This window comes from Francisella persica ATCC VR-331 (genome assembly GCF_001653955.1).
Taxonomy (GTDB): Bacteria; Pseudomonadota; Gammaproteobacteria; order Francisellales; family Francisellaceae; genus Francisella; species Francisella persica.
On the sequence record NZ_CP013022.1, the window covers coordinates 612,938 to 632,956 of the forward strand.

The window sequence follows — 20,019 nt, forward strand, 5'->3', positions numbered from 1 at the left end:
AGGTTAGATAAAAATTTTTGAAGAGGTGTTATGAGAATATTAGTAGCAGGAGGCTTAGGCTTTGTTTGGTAGATAACTATCTAAATACCTAAGTAGTTGACATGAGTTTACTCTCTTGAGTAGGATAGCAAAACAAAGTCTAGGTGCCTACAAAGATCTCATAACATGGCAGCAGTTGACACAATAGAATATTGCTAATTATGGTATTGCCATAAACTTATTTAGTTACAACATCGGTCAAAAACGCTAGAGTAGAGAGCAGTTAAGAATAAAATATTATCAAGACGTATTCAAACCACAAATAATCTTATATAACTGATAGGTAATTATGCATTATACTATATTTTACACTTTGGGTTTGTTATAGGTAATGGTAGAGTGCTTGATAAAAATAACACTACCAGCTAAGTTTGGTTTTTTAACTATGTTTGGCGATGGTCATAACATATATGAGTTGGGTAAGTGCGTATGATTTATCACGAGCTATTGTATTTATAATCGATAATAAACTAGACAGTAAATGAGTATTAAACTTAACTGCACCAAATGTAGCTCAGCATAAGCTCTTAATCTGGCTTCTAAGAAAATCTCTAGCTAAGAAACGTATTATAAAAATACCTGATGTTGTGTAAAGCTTATGTTTAGGCAAATTGGTGATGAATTGCTTCTTTCAAGTCAAAATATCAATCCAACAAAATTACAATTCATTGGAATTTGTTTTCGAATATTCAAAAATACAGCAAGCTTTAGAAAGTATATATTTAATCTTCATGTCGATGATCAAGAGGAATTTTAACAGTAACAGTTAAGCCTTTTTGGTCAGTATTGTTTTGAGCAAAAATTTTACCGTTATGGAGTCTAACGATTTCTGCAACAATTGCTAAACCTAGGCCACTGCCTTCTTCACCAGTGCCTGTTTCACGATAGAATCTATCAAAAATACGCTCAATATTTTCTTTAAGTATACCAATTCCATTATCTTTTATTTCAACGACTATATTATTTTCTTCTTGATATGAGCTAATCTCAACAAGGCCACCATGTGGAGTATACTTGATAGCATTTGAGATTAGATTTTTAAATAGTATTCCAAGTAGGTAGTCATTACTATAACAATATAAATGCTGTTGCGATGGATAAAAGACTATCTCAATATCCTTTTCTATAGCTTTGATAGCATTTTCGGCAATAAAGGTCTCAAGAACCTTATTTATCATAAGTTTTTTGCCGAATGTAATCTGTTCATTGGGTTGAATTCTACTTAATGTCAATAATTGGTCAATAATATGAGAATATCTATTTGTTGAGCTTTTGATCCGTTCAAGCTTTTGTTTGATTTCATCTATATCATTAGATGCTAAAGCTATTTCAACAAGCGTTTTGACTGCAGCTATTGGTGTTTTAAGCTCATGAGCTGCATCACCTGAAAAGCGCTTTTCTCTTTCAAGAGTTTCATGAAACTTTTCTATTAAAGAATTAATTTGATCAACGATAGATCTTATCTCATATGGTATAATGTCCTCATTAAGTTTTTCATTTTTACGCGGATTTATTTTAGCAACACGTTTATTTATACGTTCTAGTGGATGAAGTGCTGTCTTTAATATATAGTAGATAAATCCAATAAGTACGATATAAGTTGATCCTAAAAGTAGGGCAAATTTAAAGATTATTTGACGTGATATTTTGTCTTTAATAGTGTTGTTAGCAAAAACTGTGATAAGGTTATCATTATCAGTTTTTAGAGTATAAGTATACCAATTTTTCTGTTCATCATCCTCGTCAGTGTATACCCATCCAAATCCTGTTGTAGAAGTTATTCCATCATAGTTTTTATGAAAACTCGGTAAATTAGAAGTCTTTAGTAAGAGCTTTTTGTATTTGCGATCGTATACGATGAAACCAATACTTTTGTTGTAGTTTTTTATATTTAAGAAAGAATTTGAGATTCTATTCATTATCATGTGGGTGGTATTTTCATCATCTTCTAAAGGATAGATTTTTAGTACAGTCTCGATAACTTCAGCAGCAGTTTTTAGCTGGTAGTCAAAGAGTGAATCATTTTGGTGCTTAACTTGATAGAAACTAAAAATTGAGATAACGAGCATAAACACTGCAAAAAAGCTTGCGAATGAAACGACAAGAAAACTTAGTATAGAGCTTTCTTTTTTGTTTTTGAAAAACATGTTTTAACTAAAATATATTTACACTTAGCACAATTATAATAAATTTTGAATTTTATTATTATTATTTTTATAATTGTGTATAATCAAATTTAATATTTTATAAATCATAAGAAGTATAATTTTTGTTAAATCTTGTGAATAAAATAACCCAACCCTTTTATACAAAATACTATGAGTGTGTAGCTTTGTATTTCTATACTCAAGACAATCTAAGGTTTGATGTGTTTATTACATGCCATCTGCCAAGCTTAGTAAGAGTTTTGTTGAGTTTGATTTTCCTGCTATTGGTCAGCTTATTAAACTTAGCAAGGATGATTTTAATGATTTTTTTAGAGTACGATTTTGGTACTCACTAACTTAGTTATGCGATAGCTCAAAAACTATATGTAGTGGCTTATATTACTTTAGTTGCTGAGACATCTTTCCTCGTTCAATATTAGATGATGGAATATTATATCCGATTATGATCAGCATCTAGAATTAAAACAAACTATATAGATCAATATATGCAAAAACTGTGTCACATCATAGATGTAGTCCATCAGCATTTAAACCAGTATAGTCATGATTATCATCAAAAACTCTTGCTGTTTAGACACCACAGCTTGGAAACTTAGCCTTTAAGATAAATATTATCTTAGCAAGACTATGCTGAATTTCGCCATTAACATTAATATGTGTGTTATTTGTCTTAACCCCTCTATATCCTCATAGAAACCAAAGTTGCTCTTGCTACACCAAGACCTGCAACAACCTCAGGAAAAACAATTTTATAGTCAAAATAATTATCATAAACTCCAGTAATATACGATTTATGGCAATTACCTCCATTATAGCGAACATTATTGTCAATTAAACAACTGTTGTGACACCTATAGGTATTTTATCAAAAACTCTTCACCAATTAATACTGTTATTGAGATTATAAATCACAAATAAAGATAATATTAAAAGATGTCGCAATATATTTTATCAAAAAGCTCATAAGTATCTGCTATAACTAGAATCATAACCTTATTATTTAAATCAAGATTACCAATACATGTAATAATAACTCCTTCACTGTCACCATAATTATAGTCAATACCATTTAGCTTTAAGATATTGATAATAATCATCAATAGTTGAGCCTTTAGATACTACAACATTACTATGCTATACCCCAAATGCTCACCATTACGCAACTCATAAGCTAAGAATCCTGCATATTGCTCCTGTTTGTCTTGCATTTACTTTAAGTAAATAAGGAACTATTTGACCATTAATTTATCGTATAAGAAGATCAACCCCAAATTATACGTCCATATCACGTAATATCTCTGTCATCTGGCACATAACTCAATTACAGCAGGTTCTTCATTAAATTTAGATTTGTATTTATTACTTAAATGAGTCTGACCATTAAGCATCTGATCACTTAGACCTAAGCAAATTCAGCTTAATTAATCATAAATAATTCGACTATGTGCATAAGCTTTAAAATATCTCTTAGTTCTTTTTTTCACTCTCAAATCTATGGATTCCATAACCAGAACATGCTCGTGGCATCATTACATCATATTCATAGGTTCCGTTATTTTTATACTTTCCCAATATATTTCTAAAGCTTTTTCCACGTAATCATCATCACTGATTGTAGATAACTATATTAACACTATGGACTAGTATCTCCTTAGCATGTAGCATCTGTCTAAGAAAAGACTTATCATTTTAAAACTGTGTACAACGCTTTAGGCATTGTTTTAATTTTATACCAAGTAGTTCAGCTGTCACTGCGGTAAATGTAACTAAATGAGTATATTCAGAAATCACTAAACTCTTGAATCTGATCTGCATAATTCATAACTATAGTCGATAATCTATAGTGCTACATTAACTTATTCATAGTTAATATATGACCAATATCATAAATATGTAATAATTTTCAACTTTAGGCTACGGTTTTTTAGGTAATATTATTATCTCTATGGTCTTTTGCTAAAAGGCATAATGTACTCGTAACATACTTATTTACAAATGAGCTTACAAGGTCAACGCAATATATATCGGTAGGATTTGGTATATGAATAGCTTTATAACCCCAAATTTTCTAAGAAATAGCGTTTGTTGTCTTTTTTGTCATATGTTATGCACCATTTAATTGTTTTTGTTTCTGCGTAATTACAATAGCTTTAGCAAAAAAGCTTCTACCATCAGAATTAAATTATTTTGATCTACTTCTAGTTTATCTATATCACAGTTCTCATCATCTGTTGTTGTTTTAGTAAAAGATCATTAGGTATATCTATACACACAGTCTCTAATTCACAAATAAAATAATGAGCTACTAAATGCTCGGCAAGAATATAAGGTTTATCATACTACACCTCAACACCAATTTATTGAAGCCCATAAGATAAAGATTCCAGTAATACTTTAGATGCAAATATGCCGCGTGCATCTCCAGTAAAAAGCTCCTTGACTCTTTTTCCACCCTCTTTGTGAGCATTCTTATATATATATGTATATGGCGTTTCTATCACTGTTTCAGAATATCTCTCTTGTACTACATTTGGAGAATAGCTATAGATATAGACATTGTATGCAAATTTATTTAGTATTATAGCTTTTTGCTAGAGCACTAAGGCAATATGACCAACTTTTGCTAATTGAAGATGATGGCAAGCTAAATGATAGACTTTACGTGATTATTTTTTACGTAAGTTTGCTATTATGATTTGAAGACTAACTTTATGTGGTATGTAAATATTGCAAAATTATGGAATATCATTTTAAGCATAAAATAACTAATAAAGTTTTTCAAAAAAATACTTGGTAATATGCTCTCAGAGGCTACAAATAGCACAGATATTGTAGGAATCAAACAAAATTACATACGGCTATCAAGCTATAGATAAACCAGCTAAACAATGCTCTCATTATATGGCATTGCGAAATGTTTTAAGAAAAATGAACAAAAAATATCTAAATCTTAATACCAGTATCTTCAAGAATATTAACTAATATAAAGATTGTAAGATATCATGGGAAGTCCATGTCAGTATAATTAAAATGTATCTTTTAGAACTTGATATACCTTACTTAAACAAGCAAGATTTCTTTAATCCATACCCTGAGTTTGAATTATATAGACTATTAAAACTTATTAGTGATTAAGATCAGCTTGTATTTGCTTAGGTATAAGCATAGCAATTGGTAGGCATACTAACAAGAATATTATTACCATACCAAGAGCATTTTGATAACTTGTGATGGTATATATAGTCGTTGAGTTTACTATAAATGTACCAAAGTGTGTAAGTATGTAACCAACAAGTGGTAGTAGAATAATTGGTACAAAGTTGTTTATCATATTTACACCTGCTGTTGCCGAGCCAGTAGTGCCTTTTGGAGAGATTATTTTAGCTATTCCGAATGTTATAGCTTGAGGGCCAGCTGCAGCTCCAAGTAGGAAATACAACAGGGTAAAAACCAATAAATTCATTGGTAAATAAAGTATAATAGCTAAAATGATAGCAAGCGAGACTATACTTAAAACTATCATTAAGCGATATCTATTTGTCAGTGAAGCAATAATCGCAGCAATTGTAAAGCCTACAGCAGCTCCTATAAATAGTATGCCATTAAAATGTGATGCTAGTTCTTGGCTTAGACCAAATTTAGCTTGAATTAGCCCTACACCCCAGAGAGAGCCTAAAACATTAATTGGAATAAACAGTACTGCGCCAATAATACTTGCTGCCCAGAATTTTAGATTACAGAAGATTTTTGTTACTTTAACTATGGTTTCTTTAAAATTAGCTTCACTTAAATGCACAAATTTCACAACATGTTTAGGATTATCGCGAATAAATATAATGATAAGCAATAATATACCAACACCAACATATGTAAATACAGCATTACCCTCTCTCCAGCCAAGCTCAGAAACTAAGCTAGAAAGCACTATATCCGTGACTAAACCTCCAAGAATACCAACGACTGTTGCAAAACCTATAAACGTGGAAAAAAATTTCTCCGGAAGCCACATTCCAGCCATTTTTGCAGCTCCTGTAAAGCCAAATGCAGAACCTATTCCCATCAGTATTCTACCTATGAATGCTATTTCATAGTAGTTAGTAGCTGAAAATAAGTAATTTCCTAACACACAAAAAGTAGTAGCAAAACTAATCACTAATGTACGATTATATTTATCCAATATTACTCCTGCTGGGATTTGCATGATTGTATAAGATACAAAGTATGCCGATGATAGCATACCTAATTCTGTATGGCTTATTCCAAAATCACTAATTAAATCATTGCCCATAACGCTTGGAACACCACGAATAAAAAAGTCATAACCGTAATTAAGCGTTGCAATTAGGCATATTATCCAAGCCAAAGTGACCGAGGTTTTTGTATTTGGTAGATGTGATTTATTCATAATTTGCTTTAGATTTTATGTATTAATACCTGTTAGAATACCAAAGAGTTATTAATTATCCAAGTAGTAAGATTAGTTGTGTTTTGGTTTTTTTATCTAATAATTTTATAGTTAAGAAATAGTTAATTAGAAGTATTATTTAATTTATGTTCAGCATCAGTTTTGACTAATTTAGATTTATCACTAGCTATATACATATATACTACAAGCAGTACGGATAATGAGAATATTACACTAATAACTAGACCACTTGAAATAACTACACACCAATATAGTTTCTACTGATAGCACCAGCTCAAGATGAGGTTACAAGAGGTATTACACCAACTACCATTGCTGATACAGTCATTAATATTAAGAAGATAATGTGTATTATATCATATTTGTTCATCACTTCATGTTTTTGTAGGTGGTTGGCAAAAATCAACGACCATAATACTTTGCTTTGAAACCTTATTAAAGTATTTCAAACTGTGCTGATAATGCCAAGAATATCAGTACTATTGCAAATAGTATTGCCATTTTCGATATATTGACGCGCTGAACATGATAAGTTATATGAGAAGCCTTCTGGGGTAGTACGCTTCTAACGACACTTTGTACATACTCGATAACTTGTCCTTGTATGCCAGGAGTCATAACATCTGAAATTGTCGATGCGTTTAGCTATTGGAAAGTATTTAAGAGTATAAGAGGCTGTCCTTATATTTTGAAAGTTACTAAGGTTGATAGTGGCACTTCAGAATCAAATAAGTTACTAACTTCATTGGAACGAATATTAGATATTACCAAGTTTTTCTTTAGTAAGCATTTCATTCCTAGCTAATTGCGGAATAACTTCGAAACGATAACTTTTAAAGAAGAAGTAGTTAATGTAAACTCCAGTATACGAGTAACCTAGCCGTTTTAGCAATATCAGAAATTATAATGCCTAAAATTACGGCTTTATGCTATCGATATTAAATCAACAGTAGTTAAGGTCACTTTGAGCAAATAGAAACAAGCCACTTTCATCATTTTGTCAATGATCTTTATTAGTAATCTTATCAATAGCTTCATAATCGTGTTAACGCTTTGTTTTGTATAACTAAAGATAGTGGAGAGTCACCACGTGGGGTACCAGGTAAAGCAGGCGTTTGGTATGTATATGTTTGAATACCATGTATTCGGTAACTTTTGCTTGAGCAAATTTACAGCCCTACGACAATCTTATGGTGAGGATTTGCATAAGTCGCTTGAATAGCGATTGACCTATTAGAGTCATTAATAAAAGAGTTGATTGCTGTTATCTTTATAGTAAAATTTTCACTAAGATATGAGTCATATTACAAATTTATCTCCTAGCCAATTAATTATCATATTTACTTTATTTTGAGGTACTAGGAGTATAATAAAAATAGGGTCGATTGTAGTAAGTGTGGCAGCATTGTCACCATTATTGAAATATTGTCCTAAACTAATATTTTCTAATACCAACTTACTATCAAAAGGCGCTCTAACTTCTTTGAAACCTATTTGGGACTTTATGTTTTCAACTTGAGCTAGTGCAGATAGATAATCAGCATTATCTTTATCAGCAGATTCTTTTTAAGTTGCTCTTTGCTCAAAAGCTTATTATAATGATCTTTTATTATTTTAGCTAGTTTGAGTTTTGATAAATCTTTTCAAGGTTAGCTTTAAGTTGGGCTGGTATCTAGTTTTAAAAGTAAGTTGCCTTTTAAAAATTATTGACCACTCTTGAAATGAATTTCGCTAACAATACACCATACTGTGAATATATTTCTGTAGATTGAATTACTTGAGCTTCACCAATAGTGTTATGACTTATTTCTAATCAGTTTTTTTCAAATACTGATGATGTTACCACAACAGGCTGTGGCACATTATGCTGCCATGCCTTTTTTGATAATACTTTGAATAAACTCAGCAAAATTAAAAAAACACCATCAAAAAGTATGTGTTGCAACTACGATAGCAATATAAGCTGTTCTTTTATCTTTGAGTTTATGGAGTTATTTTAAACATAGTTAATTTAATATGAAATACACGATTGCTAATGATATTCCAAGTTTTCAAGCACAAGTCAAAAAAAAGAATAGTTCTTTTTGCTTGAGTTGATTTTTTTATTTAATGTCTAAAAAAGCTTTCTTAAATCTACTGTTTTATCTAACTATTTTCTTAATATTCTAACTAAAAAAAATACACAATTTATGACCAATAATGATATAAAAAATATAAAACTATATACAGCTGCACTAACGCCAGATATTCGTTCAGAAATATCAGTACAGCTATTGATTGTTCCTGTGATTGATTTGGTAGCATCAAGTAAAAACTTATTACTAACAGCCCCACAAGCGATATTATTGCTGCTAATATCTGTCAAGAAATACTGCATATAAGCTTGATCAGCGGCAATATATGCACCTAATGCTATTACTATTATGGTTATTAGTTGTATTTTTGTGGAAACACTCTTGAAATTTTTTACTGCTAATGCTAAAGAACTAAGTATCATAATAAAAAATACACATAATTGCTGAATTAGACATAAAGGACATGGTTTCCAATCTAAAATACTCATCGTGTAAATGACTATACCTAAAGCTATAAAGCAAACTAAAGTATTAAGAATAAGTATATAGATACCTAATTTTTTCATTGCTATATTAATAAGAAATATAAAATAATTTTCTTAATTGTATCATAGTTTAAATTGTTTTTTTATAATATCTGTATATAGCTGAGCTAAAGTGGTTCTGAGTTTATATTTAGGTGTTTTTATTATTAACTCACGAACTTTTATATTATTAATAGTATTGATAGTGGCTTGTAATAGCTTATAATTCCTAGGTGGAATCTTAAAACTGCTTATGCTTAGGTATTTTTTGTAGACATTTAAACTAATCTCAAATAAATTTTTGTCACGTATAATATTTGCGTTTTTGATTAGTTGAAATGTATCTTCAGCGGTTATGGTTTTATCTTCGAGTATTTTATTGATAGTGCTGCTTGCTTTTAAAAGCTTGTACTGTTTATTTGTCAATAAAAGTTCCTTTCTAACATAATCTAATTGTTGTAGTGGAACCTTAAGTAGGCAAAGAGTTATTTTCTCATTGACATTAGAACCTTGATAGCTGTTATTTTCAAAAAAACATCTACTAGGTATCAATGATGAAATTTTACTAATGTTTGGGAATATTATTTCCAAGACCTCTAATTGGTCTAAGGTGGCAAAGAAGATGTTAGGGTTGTTAAGAGCTTTGATAAGCTCTATATGTAATCTTTCGCGCGTTAAATGATTAAATTTTCCTGATCTAAGCAATTTTTTTGTAAGTTTAAGCGTTTCTTGGGCTATTGAGAAGTTGAAATTGCTAAGTTGGGCCTTAAAACGCGCAAGCCTGACTACGCGGAGTGGATCTTCAATAAAAGCTTCTGATGTATGGCGTAAAATCCTATTTTGTAAATCAATCTGACCATCAAAAGGATCAATGATATTATTGTTTTTATCGATTGCTATCGAGTTGATTGTAAGATCTCTACGTTTAAGGTCATCCTCGAGAGTTATATCTTTTGATGAGTTAACTTCAAAGCCTATGGCAGTTTTCTTTTCTGACCTTGCTAAAGCGTATTCTTGTTTGCTTTGTGGGTGTATAAAAACTGGAAAATTAGCAGTTATTTTTATAAAACCATTTGCTAACATTTCGCTTTCTGTTGCACCAACAACTACCCAATCTTTATCTTTAGGTGTTATTCCTAATAGCATATCTCTAACAGAGCCGCCGACTAAATAAAATTTCATTGCTTAATATAAGCTAAACATCTCTCTGATTACTTTATGTTAGCAGAAAAAAGTGTATAATTACTTGTTATTCATGTCGCTTTTTTAACAAATTATATAAATTTTTATGGTTAATATGATTGATAAAATAGATCTTAAGTCTCAAGGATCTAGTAATCTGAGTGGAGAAATGTCCAATAAGCATAAAGTAGGCACTCTTTATAAAAGGTTGTTATCCCAAGTTAAACATTTATGGCATTTTTTGGTTTTAGCTGCTATTGGAAGTATATTTTTCTCAGCTTCTGATGCCTCAATGATATATTTGATTAATCCGATCTTAAATTATGGTTTCAGCCCTGGTGGTGGTATTACTAAACAAAGTGCTTCGATACTGATGCTTATGGGTGTTGGTATGGTTGGTTTATTAGCACTCAGATCAATTAGTTCATTTATATCACAATACTTTATAGGTTCTTTGGGGCAGAAAGTTGTATATAAGTTTAGAAAAGATATATACAAAAGATTTATGGATTTACCAGCAAGCTTCTTTGATAAGCACTCAACAGGACAGATTATCTCAAGATTACTATACAATGTTGACCAGGTTACAGAGGCTACTTCAACTGCAATTATAACAGTTGTCCAAGATGGAACTTTTGTTATCGGTTTAATTATTGTAATGTTTGTCTCAAGTTGGCAATTATCACTATTTTTAATAGTGATAGGGCCATTTTTGGGCTTATTTATATCTATTGTTAATAAAAAGTTTAGATCTTTAAGTAGAAATACTCAATCATCGATGGGTAATGTTACTCATACAGCTGAAGAGACGATTAGAAATTATAAAGAAATAAGAATTTTTGGTGCCCAGCAAAAACAACAAAATAAATTCTTTAAAAATCTTGATTATACATATTCACAACAAATTAGAACTATAGCTTTAGATGCGCTAACATCACCAGTAATACAGATTATTGCTTCTTTAGTTTTGGCTTTCTCGTTATTTACAATAGCTGTATTTGGGACTAATGAGGATGGTGGTTCATCTTGGTTGACAGCAGGATCTTTTGCTTCATTTTTTGCAGCTGCAGCGGCTATCTTAAAACCGATTAAGAACCTTACTAAGGTAAATGTTGTTATCCAAAAAGCTATAGCAGCAACTGAAGATATATTCTATATTCTTGATTACCCTGCAGAGAAAGAAACTGGTAACAAACAACTATGGAAAGTTGATGGTAATGTAATTATCAAAGACCTAAGTTTTGCATTTGGTGATCATAAAGTACTTAGTGGCGTTAGTGTTGATATCAAAGCAGGTGAGACTGTAGCGTTTGTTGGTAAGTCAGGAAGTGGTAAAACTACTTTGACTAGTATTATATCAAGATTTTACACTCAGCAGAAAGGTGAGATTCTTATTGATGGATTTGATACAAGAGAATTAACCTTAGAGAACCTAAGGTCGCACTTGTCAATGGTTTCACAGAATGTTCATTTATTTGATGATACAGTTTATAACAATATAGCTTTTGGCCTTTCAAGAGAAGTCTCTGAACAAGAAGTAATCAATGCGCTAAAAAGAGCTAATGCATATGAATTTGTCCAAGAATTACCTGATGGTATTCATACTAATATAGGTAATAATGGTTCAAAACTATCAGGAGGCCAGCGTCAAAGAATATCAATAGCACGAGCTTTATTAAAAAATGCTCCAGTTTTGATATTTGATGAAGCAACTAGTGCTCTTGATAATGAGTCTGAGAGAGTAGTACAACAAGCCCTCGAAAGTTTGACTAAATCGTGCACTACTATAGTTATAGCACATAGACTTAGTACGGTTGAAAATGCAGATAAGATTGTTGTGATGGATAGTGGTAGGGTTGTTGAAAGTGGTAAGCATAAAGAATTGCTAGAGCAAGGCGGACTTTATACGAGGCTGTATCAATCAGGACTTCAATAGTACTTTTATGATAGATAAAATTTGGTACAGATCAAAACCAAGTTTGCTTAGTTATTTGCTAGGACCAATATCTTTGGTTTTTACAAAAATTGCAAATAAACGTAAAATGAAACAGCAATTCAATCAATATAAATCAAAAATTCCTATAATAGTAGTTGGTAATATCTCTGTTGGAGGTACTGGTAAAACTCCAGTGGTTAGAATGTTAGCTCAGCAGTATTTATCACAAGGTAGGAAACCGGCTATAATCAGTCGTGGTTATGGTGCAAAGTCTGACAATTATCCTTTTGAGGTAAAAAGTAGTACTTTGGCAAATCAATGTGGCGATGAGCCTGCGATGTTGTTTGATGCTTTACAAGCAAAGGTGCCAATAGTTATTGCACCCCAGAGAGTTGAGGCTGTCAAGTATATTGAAAAGAATTTTTCTGATACCGATATAATTATATCTGATGATGGTTTACAACACTATAAATTAGCTCGAGATAAAGAAATAGTAGTTGTAGATGCTAGTAGGATGTTTGGCAACAAGTTGTGTTTGCCTGCTGGACCACTCAGAGAACCAATTGAGAGACTCAAAAAAGTAGATCAGATTATAGTTATAGGTAACTGCTTAGATAAAGATAAGCAGTTACTTGCAAACTATAAAAATGTAACTTATGCAAAAGTAGTAGCTATTGAATTTGTTAATCTATTAACGGCTGAAAAAGTATCTAAGACTAATTTTCGTAATCAAAGTGTAATCGCTATAGCAGGGATTGGTAATCCAACAAAATTTTTTGAGATTTTAGAAAATAACGCAATAACTCTAATAGCGAGGAAAGTTTTTAAAGATCATCATAAATTTACTTATAGTGATTTTGGGGATGTTGATAATACTAAAACTGTAGTGATGACATACAAAGATGCTATTAAATGTAAAACTTTTGCTAAAGCTAATTGGTGGTATTTGGATATAGCTTTAGATGTTGATGTTTAAAAATCCGCCAAATCAGACAGCATTACAACAAATGAATTTGCTATACTAAGGCATATATATTACCATTAAAATGATAAAAAACTACAATAAGATCTATGAAAAAAATTGTTTTAGTAGATGGCTCTTCATACCTTTTTAGAGCCTATCATGCTTTACCACATCTTACTAATAGCCAAGGTGAGCCTACGGGAGCAATTATTGGTGTTATCAATATGCTCAAAAAATTGCCAATAATCTATAATACGGAATATGTTGCAGTTATTTTTGATGCAAAGGGTAAGAATTTTCGTCATCAATTATATCAACAATATAAAGCACACCGTAAAGATATGGATGATGAGCTAAGAGCTCAAATTCAACCATTGCATCAAATTATTGAGAAGATGGGCTTTCCTGTTATTGTCGAAGATGGTGTCGAGGCTGATGATGTAATAGGCACTTTAGCGCAAAACATTGAAAAACAAGGTTATCAAATCATCATTTCTACTGGTGATAAAGATATGGCTCAGCTAGTTACAGATAACATAGTTTTATATGACTCAATGAAAAATGTCACCACAGATGTTGCAGGAGTGCTAAAAAGATATCAAATTAGTCCACATCAGATGATAGATTATTTAGCCTTAATGGGTGATTCATCAGATAATATTCCAGGTGTTCCAAAAGTTGGCCATAAGACTGCAATTAAATGGTTACAAGACTATCAAAATATTGATAGTATAATAACAAATCAGCAGCAAATTAAAGGTAAAGTTGGTGAAAACCTACGCAATAATATTGATTTGCTAAAGCTATCTTATCAGTTGGCAACAATTAAATGTGATCTTGAGCTTGATTTAACTATAGAGGATTTAAAATGTAAAGCAGCTGATAAAGCATATCTTACTGAAGCTTATACAAGGTATGAGTTTAAATCTTTACTAAAAGATTTAGATAACAGCGATACTAAGATAGTATTAAGTCAAGTGCAAGCTGCCGATATCACTACTGAATATATTATTGTTACCACACAACACCAGCTTGATGATCTAATTGCAGAATTAGACGAATCTAGTAGCTTTGCTTTTGATACTGAGACTGATTCTTTAAATACTTATGAAGCAAACTTGGTGGGTTTATCTTTTTGTGCAAAAGAGGGACGAGCTTTTTATATTCCATTACAACATAGATACTTAGGTGTGCCACAGCAACTAGAGATAGGTTTTGTTCTAGATAAGCTAAAACCAATATTTGTAGATTCCAAGAAAGTAAAAGTTGCGCATAACTTTAAATTTGATGAAAAAATTTTAGCAAAATATGCAGTTGAGATAAACGGTCAAGTCGATGATACAATGATTATGGCGTATGTACTAAAAAGTAGTGGTAAGCATGATATGAATAGCCTTTCTAAAGAACATCTTGGCATAGAGCCAATTGCTTATACTGCAATAGCTAGTTCTGGTAAACAACAACAAACTTTGGATCAGATAGATATAGAGATAGTTGCTAAGTATGCTGCTGAAGATGCTGATATTACTTTTAGGCTTTTTAATCATTTTAAAGCTTTATTAGAGCAAGATGAAGTTCTTTATAAACTTTATTGTGAGACTGAGATGCCTTTGACTATTATTCTTAATCAAATGGAGAAAACAGGTGTAAAGATAGATGCTACTAAGCTTATACAGCAAAGTACTAGCCTTGCAACATCTATTAAAGAGCTTGAAAACAAATGTTATAATCTTGCTGGGCAAGAATTTAATCTATCTTCACCAGTACAGTTAAGAGAGATTCTTTTCGAGAAGCTAGGACTTCCTCCAGTTAAAAAGACAGCAAAGGGCCAAATATCTACTTCTGAAGAGGCGCTAGTTCAACTAGCTAAAGACTATGAAATCGCAGCTTTGATACTTAAATATCGTCATTTATCAAAACTTAAAAATACATACACAGATAAGCTACCTAAGATGTTAGATGCAAATGGTCGTGTACATACTTCATATAATCAAACAGGTACGGTAACAGGTAGATTATCTTCTTCGGATCCTAATTTACAAAATATCCCTATAAAAAGTCCTGAAGGGCGTAAAATTAGAGAAGCTTTTATAGCTGAGGATGGTTACTGTATAGTCGCTGCAGATTATTCGCAAATTGAGCTTAGAATCATGGCACATCTATCAAAAGATAAAAATCTCATCAAAGCTTTTAACCAAGGCTTAGATATCCATAGTGCAACAGCTGCTGAGGTTTTAGGTATTGATCTATATGAGGTTAGCAGTGAGCAAAGAAGAAGAGCTAAAGCAATAAACTTTGGTCTTATCTATGGTATGAGAGCCTTTGGTTTAGCTAAACAGTTAGAAATATCTAGAGCTGAGGCACAAGAATATATGGATATCTACTTTAATCGCTATCCAAGTGTCAAAGAGTATATGGCTACAGCAAAAGAATTTGCTAAGCAAAATGGCTATGTTGAAACCATACTAGGAAGAAGATTATACTTACCAGAAATTAACTCAAAAAATATAATGCAGCGTAATGCAGCAGAGCGAGCAGCAATTAATGCACCGATGCAGGGCACAGCTGCAGATATTATAAAAAAAGCGATGATAGATGTTAACACGATGATTTTACAGGAGTATAATGAAGTTAAGATGGTGATACAGGTTCATGATGAGCTTGTTTTTGAAGTTAAAAAAACTAAGCTTGAAGAGATCGCTGCGAAAATAAAAGCTATAATGGAAGCAGCTGTAAAGCTTAGAGTGCCTTTAGAAGTAAATGTTGATGCTGGTGAGAGCTGGGACCAAGCTCATTAAGTAGATTTATAGGATATTTTATGTTATTAGTAATGGATGTAGGTAATTCTCATATACATATTGGTGTATTTGATGGTGAGAAAATAGTTTCTCAGATTAAATATGCAACTTCAGCTGTAGACTTAACTTCTGATAAGATGGGTGTATTTCTTCAACAGACACGAAGAGAAAATTTGGTAAATTTAAGTAAAATTGATGGCTGTGCGATATCTTCGGTAGTACCACACTTAAATTATTCTATTGGCTTCGCTCTTATCAAATATTTTAATATTAAGCCATTTTTTTATAAGTATGGATACTACAGATTTAGATATGTCTGCCATTGAAGCACATCAAGTTGGCGCTGATAGGATAGCTAGTTATATTGGTGCGATAGCTGGTCATCCTAACAAAGATTTATTGATAATAGATTTAGGTACGGCAACTACCTTTGAATTTAGTAACTAAGGGTAAAAAAATATTTGGAGTCAAACTCTCTTTAAATTCTTTGTGTCAAGGTGCTTCTCAATTATCATTTGTGTCTATTGTTAAGACAGAGGTTGCTCTTGGTTATAATACTAAAACAAATCCGTTCATGGTTATATTATGTTAAAAGAAGAAGTACTAAAGAGTTTGGTAATCTTGCTTATACTATAGTTACAGGTGGCTTTGCTTGGTTCTTTAAATGAAGAATGCAATTTGATAAGATTTTTCCTGATTTGATATCGCGTGGAATTAGAATTGCTTTTTTTGAGAATAAATAAAAAAAAGGTATTTTAATTAGTATGTTAAAAAATAAAAAAGCAGTTATTTTACTCTTTGATTCATTTGGTATTGGACAAGCTCCTGATGCAGCGGATTTTGGTGATGAAGGTGCTGATACTTTAGGTCATATTGTTGATTACTTTACTAATAATGGCATGAGTATTAGCTTACCAAATTTATCAAAAAAAGGTCTTAAAAAAGCGGCAGAATATAATAGATGTAAGGAGTTTAGTCAAGATATTGCAGAATCTGGGCAAGCTGAAAATGCAAAATATGGTTATTGTGCTCAAATAAGTAAAGGTAAGGATACTCCAAGTGGTCACTGGGAAATTGCTGGAGTGCCAGTTATGTTTGATTGGTATTACTTTACAGAAAAACAACATCAAAGCTGTTTTGATAAAGAATTTATTGATAAGTGGGTCGAGAGAGCTGGTATTACAGATGGCTTTATTGATGCAGGGCATGCTTCTGGTACTGAGGTTCTAAAAGAGCATGGTTGTGAAAGCTGTGTTACCAAAAAACCAATTATTTACACATCTGCTGATAGTGTTTTTCAGGTTGCTGCCCACGAGGATTATTATGGTTTATATAAACTTTTGAAAATTTGCCAAGTAGCTAGAGAAGTCTTTGATGAAATGGGTATGAAGGTTGGTAGAGTTATCGCTCGGCCATTTATTGGTGAATCAGCTGATGAGTATATGCGTACTGGTAATCGTAGAGATTTTTCAATCTTACCTCCAGCACCAACATTGTTAGATAAGTTAGTTAGAGCAGGTGGGGAAGTTATCTCAATCGGTAAGATTGCTGATATTTACGCAAATCAAGGTATTACCAAGAAAGTTAAGGCAACAGGGCTAGAAGAGTTATTTAATAAGACTATACACGAATATATTTTAGCAAAACAAAATACATTAGTATTTACAAATTTTGTTGATTTAGACTCAAGTTTTGGTCATCGTAGAGATCCAAAAGGATATGGAAAAGCACTGGAATACCTAGATTCAAGAATACCTGATTTAGATGCTAAACTAGATGATGATACTATTGTTGTTTTAGCAGCTGATCATGGTTGTGATCCAACTTCTCCAGGTTCAGATCATACTAGAGAAAGTGTGCCATTTTTACTTTGGGGTAAAAATATCAAGGCTGAATTTATCGGTGCAAGGGATACTTTTGCAGATATTGGACAAACTATAGCTGACTTTATGGGTATTGAACCTTTAGAATATGGTAAATCAATCTTTGGAGCTAGTTATGATAACTAAGCAAAAAATAGTATCTTTGATAGACTTAACACAACTTGGAGATAATGATACACAAGTAGATATCGTTAATCTTTGTACTAAAGCGAGAAATTCTCTTGGTGAAGTTGCGGCAATCTGTATTTATAAACAATTTATTCCTGTAGTAAAAAAACAGCTAGGTAATAATTTAAAAGTTGCGGCTGTAGTTAATATTCCAAATGGAGATAACCACATAGATGATGTGATTTCAGAAGTCAAACAAGCTTTGTCTTTGGGAGCTGATGAGATAGATTTAGTTATAGACTACAAAGAGTATCTTAATCAAGGTTTTTCTGAGAATTCTTGTCAAATGATGGTTGAAGTTAAAAAATTTTGTAAAGATAAAACTCTTAAAGTAATAATTGAGTCTGGAGAGCTTAAATTACAAAAAATGATTACAAAAGTTTGTCAAGATGTCATATATACTGGAGCAGATTTTATCAAAACATCGATAGGTAGAACCTTCGATGGTGCAACATTAGCAGCTGCAGAGGTAATACTGAAAACAATCAAAAATAGCGCAAAAAAAATTGGTTTTAAAGCATCTGGTGGGATAAGAAATTATTATCAAGCAGTTGTATATATTGAATTAGCTGCTAATATTCTCTCTAATAATTTTGTGAACCCGCAAACCGTAAGTGGTCTTTTAGATAACTTGCTTAACGAGCAACAAGAGCAAATAGATGGTTATTAAATCGCTATATTTCATACTAGGCCTTATAGTTATTTATTTTTTAGCTTATGTTTGGAGTAATAATCGTAAAAATATTAGATATAAAAATCTTATAATTATCCTAATAATTCAGCTTATCTTAGCCAAATTTATGCTAAGTACTTCAATAGGTATCAATATTATTAATTATGTTAATAAATGCTTTGAGATATTACTTGATAGTACGCGTATTGGCGTGTCATTCGTTTTTGGTCATTTAGCTAATACAAAAGAGTTTATATTCTTTTTTGATGCTGCTATGCCGATTGTAGTAATGTCGGCAGTGATAGGGATTTTGCAATATTTTATGGTATTACAGTTTCTTGTGGTTGCTGTAGGGAGTATCTTATCCAAAGTAACAGGGATGGGCAAGCTAGAATCATTTAATGCTGTAAGCTCTCTGACTGTTGGACAACAAGAGAATTTTCTGATTTACAAAAAAATAATTGGTCATTTGCCAGCGAATGTATTATATACAATGGCTGCAACGGCAATGTCGACTGTATCATTGACAATAGCAGGTTCATATATGTCTATAATCGAACCTAAATATGTATGTACAGCTATTGTGTTAAACATGCTAAGTACATTTTTTGTTTTACATATAATAAATCCATATGACAAAGACCATAGTTTAAACTATGATACCCTGCATGCTGATTATGAAACATGCAGACAGAGCTTTTTTGAAATGTTGTCTGAATATATCCTAGATGGCTTTAAGGTTGCTATTATTGTATGTGTTATGATAATTGGGTATATTGCACTACTAAATCTTGTTGATGGTATTTTCCAAGAAGTATTAGGTGTTACCTTTAGACAAATTCTTGGTTATATTTTTTATCCGGTTGCGTGGATTTTAAATATTCATGGTAATGAGATATTTTTATCAAGTCAAATAATGGGAACAAAGATTGTTACTAATGAATTTGTAGCAATGCAAGAATTAGCTAAAAATTCGCAACAGCTTTCAGAACATACAAAGGCAGTTGTTTCAGTGTTTTTAGTATCGTTTGCCAATTTTAGTTCAATAGGCATTATAGTTGGAGCAGTACAAGCTTTAAACAAAGAGGCATCAATTAAAGTTGCAAGATTTAGTTTAAAAATTCTCTATGGTGCAGTTTTAGTTAGTATACTATCTGCATGTGTTGTAGGATTTATTGTTTAG

General features: G+C 31.7%; 11 protein-coding genes and 8 pseudogenes. 10 read left to right on the plus strand and 9 right to left on the minus strand.

Annotated elements, in window-relative coordinates; genetic code table 11:
• Positions 1–30: 30 nt before the first annotated feature.
• Positions 31–809, plus strand: a pseudogene (locus FSC845_RS08695) (DUF1731 domain-containing protein).
• On the opposite strand, the gene FSC845_RS02885 reads toward FSC845_RS08695, so the two are convergent.
• Positions 762–2,186 (minus strand): sensor histidine kinase, encoded by a 1,425-nt coding sequence (locus FSC845_RS02885; protein ID WP_064460657.1) that lies wholly within the window; start codon positions 2,184–2,186, stop codon positions 762–764. The pseudogene FSC845_RS08695 and the gene FSC845_RS02885 sit on opposite strands and share 48 nt — an antisense overlap.
• A gap of 122 nt (positions 2,187–2,308) precedes the next feature.
• On the opposite strand from FSC845_RS02885, the pseudogene FSC845_RS09600 reads away from it, so the two are divergent.
• Positions 2,309–2,761, plus strand: a pseudogene (locus FSC845_RS09600) (hypothetical protein); the annotation flags it as partial.
• A gap of 372 nt (positions 2,762–3,133) precedes the next feature.
• On the opposite strand, the pseudogene FSC845_RS09975 reads toward FSC845_RS09600, so the two are convergent.
• Both FSC845_RS09975 and FSC845_RS09605 read right to left on the minus strand, forming a co-directional pair.
• A pseudogene (locus FSC845_RS09975) lies at positions 3,134–4,272 on the minus strand (ATP-grasp domain-containing protein).
• A 39-nt stretch (positions 4,273–4,311) separates the two neighbouring features.
• Positions 4,312–4,750 (minus strand): annotated as a pseudogene (locus FSC845_RS09605) (hypothetical protein); the annotation flags it as partial.
• Positions 4,751–5,237: 487 nt separating this feature from the next.
• On the opposite strand from FSC845_RS09605, the gene FSC845_RS09980 reads away from it, so the two are divergent.
• A complete protein-coding gene (locus FSC845_RS09980; protein WP_407637673.1) occupies positions 5,238–5,342 on the plus strand; it encodes a hypothetical protein in 105 nt (34 codons plus the stop codon).
• On the opposite strand, the gene FSC845_RS02895 is transcribed toward FSC845_RS09980, so the two are convergent.
• The 6 genes and pseudogenes from FSC845_RS02895 to FSC845_RS02910 all read right to left on the minus strand — a co-directional run bounded on the left by FSC845_RS02895 (position 5,332) and on the right by FSC845_RS02910 (position 10,414).
• The gene (locus FSC845_RS02895; RefSeq protein ID WP_064460658.1) at positions 5,332–6,612 is read right to left on the minus strand and encodes an MFS transporter; all 1,281 of its coding nucleotides are present in this window, start codon (positions 6,610–6,612) and stop codon (positions 5,332–5,334) included. The two genes, FSC845_RS09980 and FSC845_RS02895, sit on opposite strands and share 11 nt — an antisense overlap.
• A gap of 122 nt (positions 6,613–6,734) precedes the next feature.
• Positions 6,735–7,064: pseudogene (locus tag FSC845_RS09985) on the minus strand (efflux RND transporter permease subunit); the annotation flags it as partial.
• A 13-nt stretch (positions 7,065–7,077) separates the two neighbouring features.
• Positions 7,078–7,798, minus strand: a pseudogene (locus FSC845_RS07105) (efflux RND transporter permease subunit); the annotation flags it as partial.
• A 7-nt stretch (positions 7,799–7,805) separates the two neighbouring features.
• Positions 7,806–8,731: pseudogene (locus FSC845_RS08705) on the minus strand (efflux RND transporter periplasmic adaptor subunit); the annotation flags it as partial.
• A 51-nt stretch (positions 8,732–8,782) separates the two neighbouring features.
• Complete coding sequence (locus FSC845_RS02905; RefSeq protein ID WP_064460660.1) at positions 8,783–9,274, minus strand: disulfide bond formation protein B; 492 nt, start codon at positions 9,272–9,274, stop codon at positions 8,783–8,785.
• A 42-nt stretch (positions 9,275–9,316) separates the two neighbouring features.
• Entirely contained in the window at positions 9,317–10,414 is a 1,098-nt protein-coding gene (locus tag FSC845_RS02910) for a CCA tRNA nucleotidyltransferase (RefSeq protein WP_064460661.1), read from the minus strand.
• A gap of 106 nt (positions 10,415–10,520) precedes the next feature.
• On the opposite strand from FSC845_RS02910, the gene msbA reads away from it, so the two are divergent.
• The 7 genes and pseudogenes from msbA (at position 10,521) to FSC845_RS02945 (ending at position 20,019) form a co-directional block, all read left to right on the plus strand.
• Entirely contained in the window at positions 10,521–12,350 is a 1,830-nt protein-coding gene (msbA, locus tag FSC845_RS02915) for a lipid A export permease/ATP-binding protein MsbA (protein ID WP_064460662.1), read from the plus strand.
• A gap of 7 nt (positions 12,351–12,357) precedes the next feature.
• Positions 12,358–13,326, plus strand: a complete 969-nt coding sequence (gene lpxK / locus FSC845_RS02920; RefSeq protein WP_064460663.1) for a tetraacyldisaccharide 4'-kinase — start codon at positions 12,358–12,360, stop codon at positions 13,324–13,326.
• Positions 13,327–13,421: 95 nt separating this feature from the next.
• Positions 13,422–16,112, plus strand: a complete 2,691-nt coding sequence (gene polA, locus FSC845_RS02925; RefSeq protein WP_064460664.1) for a DNA polymerase I — start codon at positions 13,422–13,424, stop codon at positions 16,110–16,112.
• 20 nt (positions 16,113–16,132) lie between these two features.
• Positions 16,133–16,855: pseudogene (locus FSC845_RS09260) on the plus strand (type III pantothenate kinase).
• Between the two features lie 21 nt (positions 16,856–16,876).
• Positions 16,877–18,121, plus strand: a complete 1,245-nt coding sequence (locus FSC845_RS02935) for a phosphopentomutase (protein ID WP_064460665.1) — start codon at positions 16,877–16,879, stop codon at positions 18,119–18,121.
• Positions 18,084–18,833 carry a deoxyribose-phosphate aldolase gene (gene deoC / locus FSC845_RS02940; RefSeq protein WP_082343458.1) on the plus strand — a complete coding sequence of 250 codons (750 nt, stop codon included), beginning with the start codon at positions 18,084–18,086 and terminating at the stop codon, positions 18,831–18,833. Before FSC845_RS02935 ends, deoC begins: the two co-directional genes overlap by 38 nt.
• A complete protein-coding gene (locus tag FSC845_RS02945; protein WP_064460666.1) occupies positions 18,823–20,019 on the plus strand; it encodes a NupC/NupG family nucleoside CNT transporter in 1,197 nt (398 codons plus the stop codon). The genes deoC and FSC845_RS02945 overlap by 11 nt, the downstream gene beginning before the upstream one ends.

Excerpts from the sequence above, each read along its gene's own strand:
- lpxK (WP_064460663.1), top strand. The coding sequence starts at position 12,358 with ATGATAGATAAAATTTGGTACAGATCAAAACCAAGTTTGCTTAGTTAT.
- polA (WP_064460664.1), top strand. The coding sequence starts at position 13,422 with ATGAAAAAAATTGTTTTAGTAGATGGCTCTTCATACCTTTTTAGAGCC.
- FSC845_RS02885 (WP_064460657.1), bottom strand. The coding sequence starts at position 2,186 with ATGTTTTTCAAAAACAAAAAAGAAAGCTCTATACTAAGTTTTCTTGTC.
- FSC845_RS02895 (WP_064460658.1), bottom strand. The coding sequence starts at position 6,612 with ATGAATAAATCACATCTACCAAATACAAAAACCTCGGTCACTTTGGCT.
- msbA (WP_064460662.1), top strand. The coding sequence starts at position 10,521 with ATGGTTAATATGATTGATAAAATAGATCTTAAGTCTCAAGGATCTAGT.
- deoC (WP_082343458.1), top strand. The coding sequence starts at position 18,084 with ATGGTAAATCAATCTTTGGAGCTAGTTATGATAACTAAGCAAAAAATA.
- FSC845_RS09980 (WP_407637673.1), top strand. The coding sequence starts at position 5,238 with ATGTATCTTTTAGAACTTGATATACCTTACTTAAACAAGCAAGATTTC.
- FSC845_RS02945 (WP_064460666.1), top strand. The coding sequence starts at position 18,823 with ATGGTTATTAAATCGCTATATTTCATACTAGGCCTTATAGTTATTTAT.
- FSC845_RS02935 (WP_064460665.1), top strand. The coding sequence starts at position 16,877 with ATGTTAAAAAATAAAAAAGCAGTTATTTTACTCTTTGATTCATTTGGT.
- FSC845_RS02905 (WP_064460660.1), bottom strand. The coding sequence starts at position 9,274 with ATGAAAAAATTAGGTATCTATATACTTATTCTTAATACTTTAGTTTGC.
- FSC845_RS02910 (WP_064460661.1), bottom strand. The coding sequence starts at position 10,414 with ATGAAATTTTATTTAGTCGGCGGCTCTGTTAGAGATATGCTATTAGGA.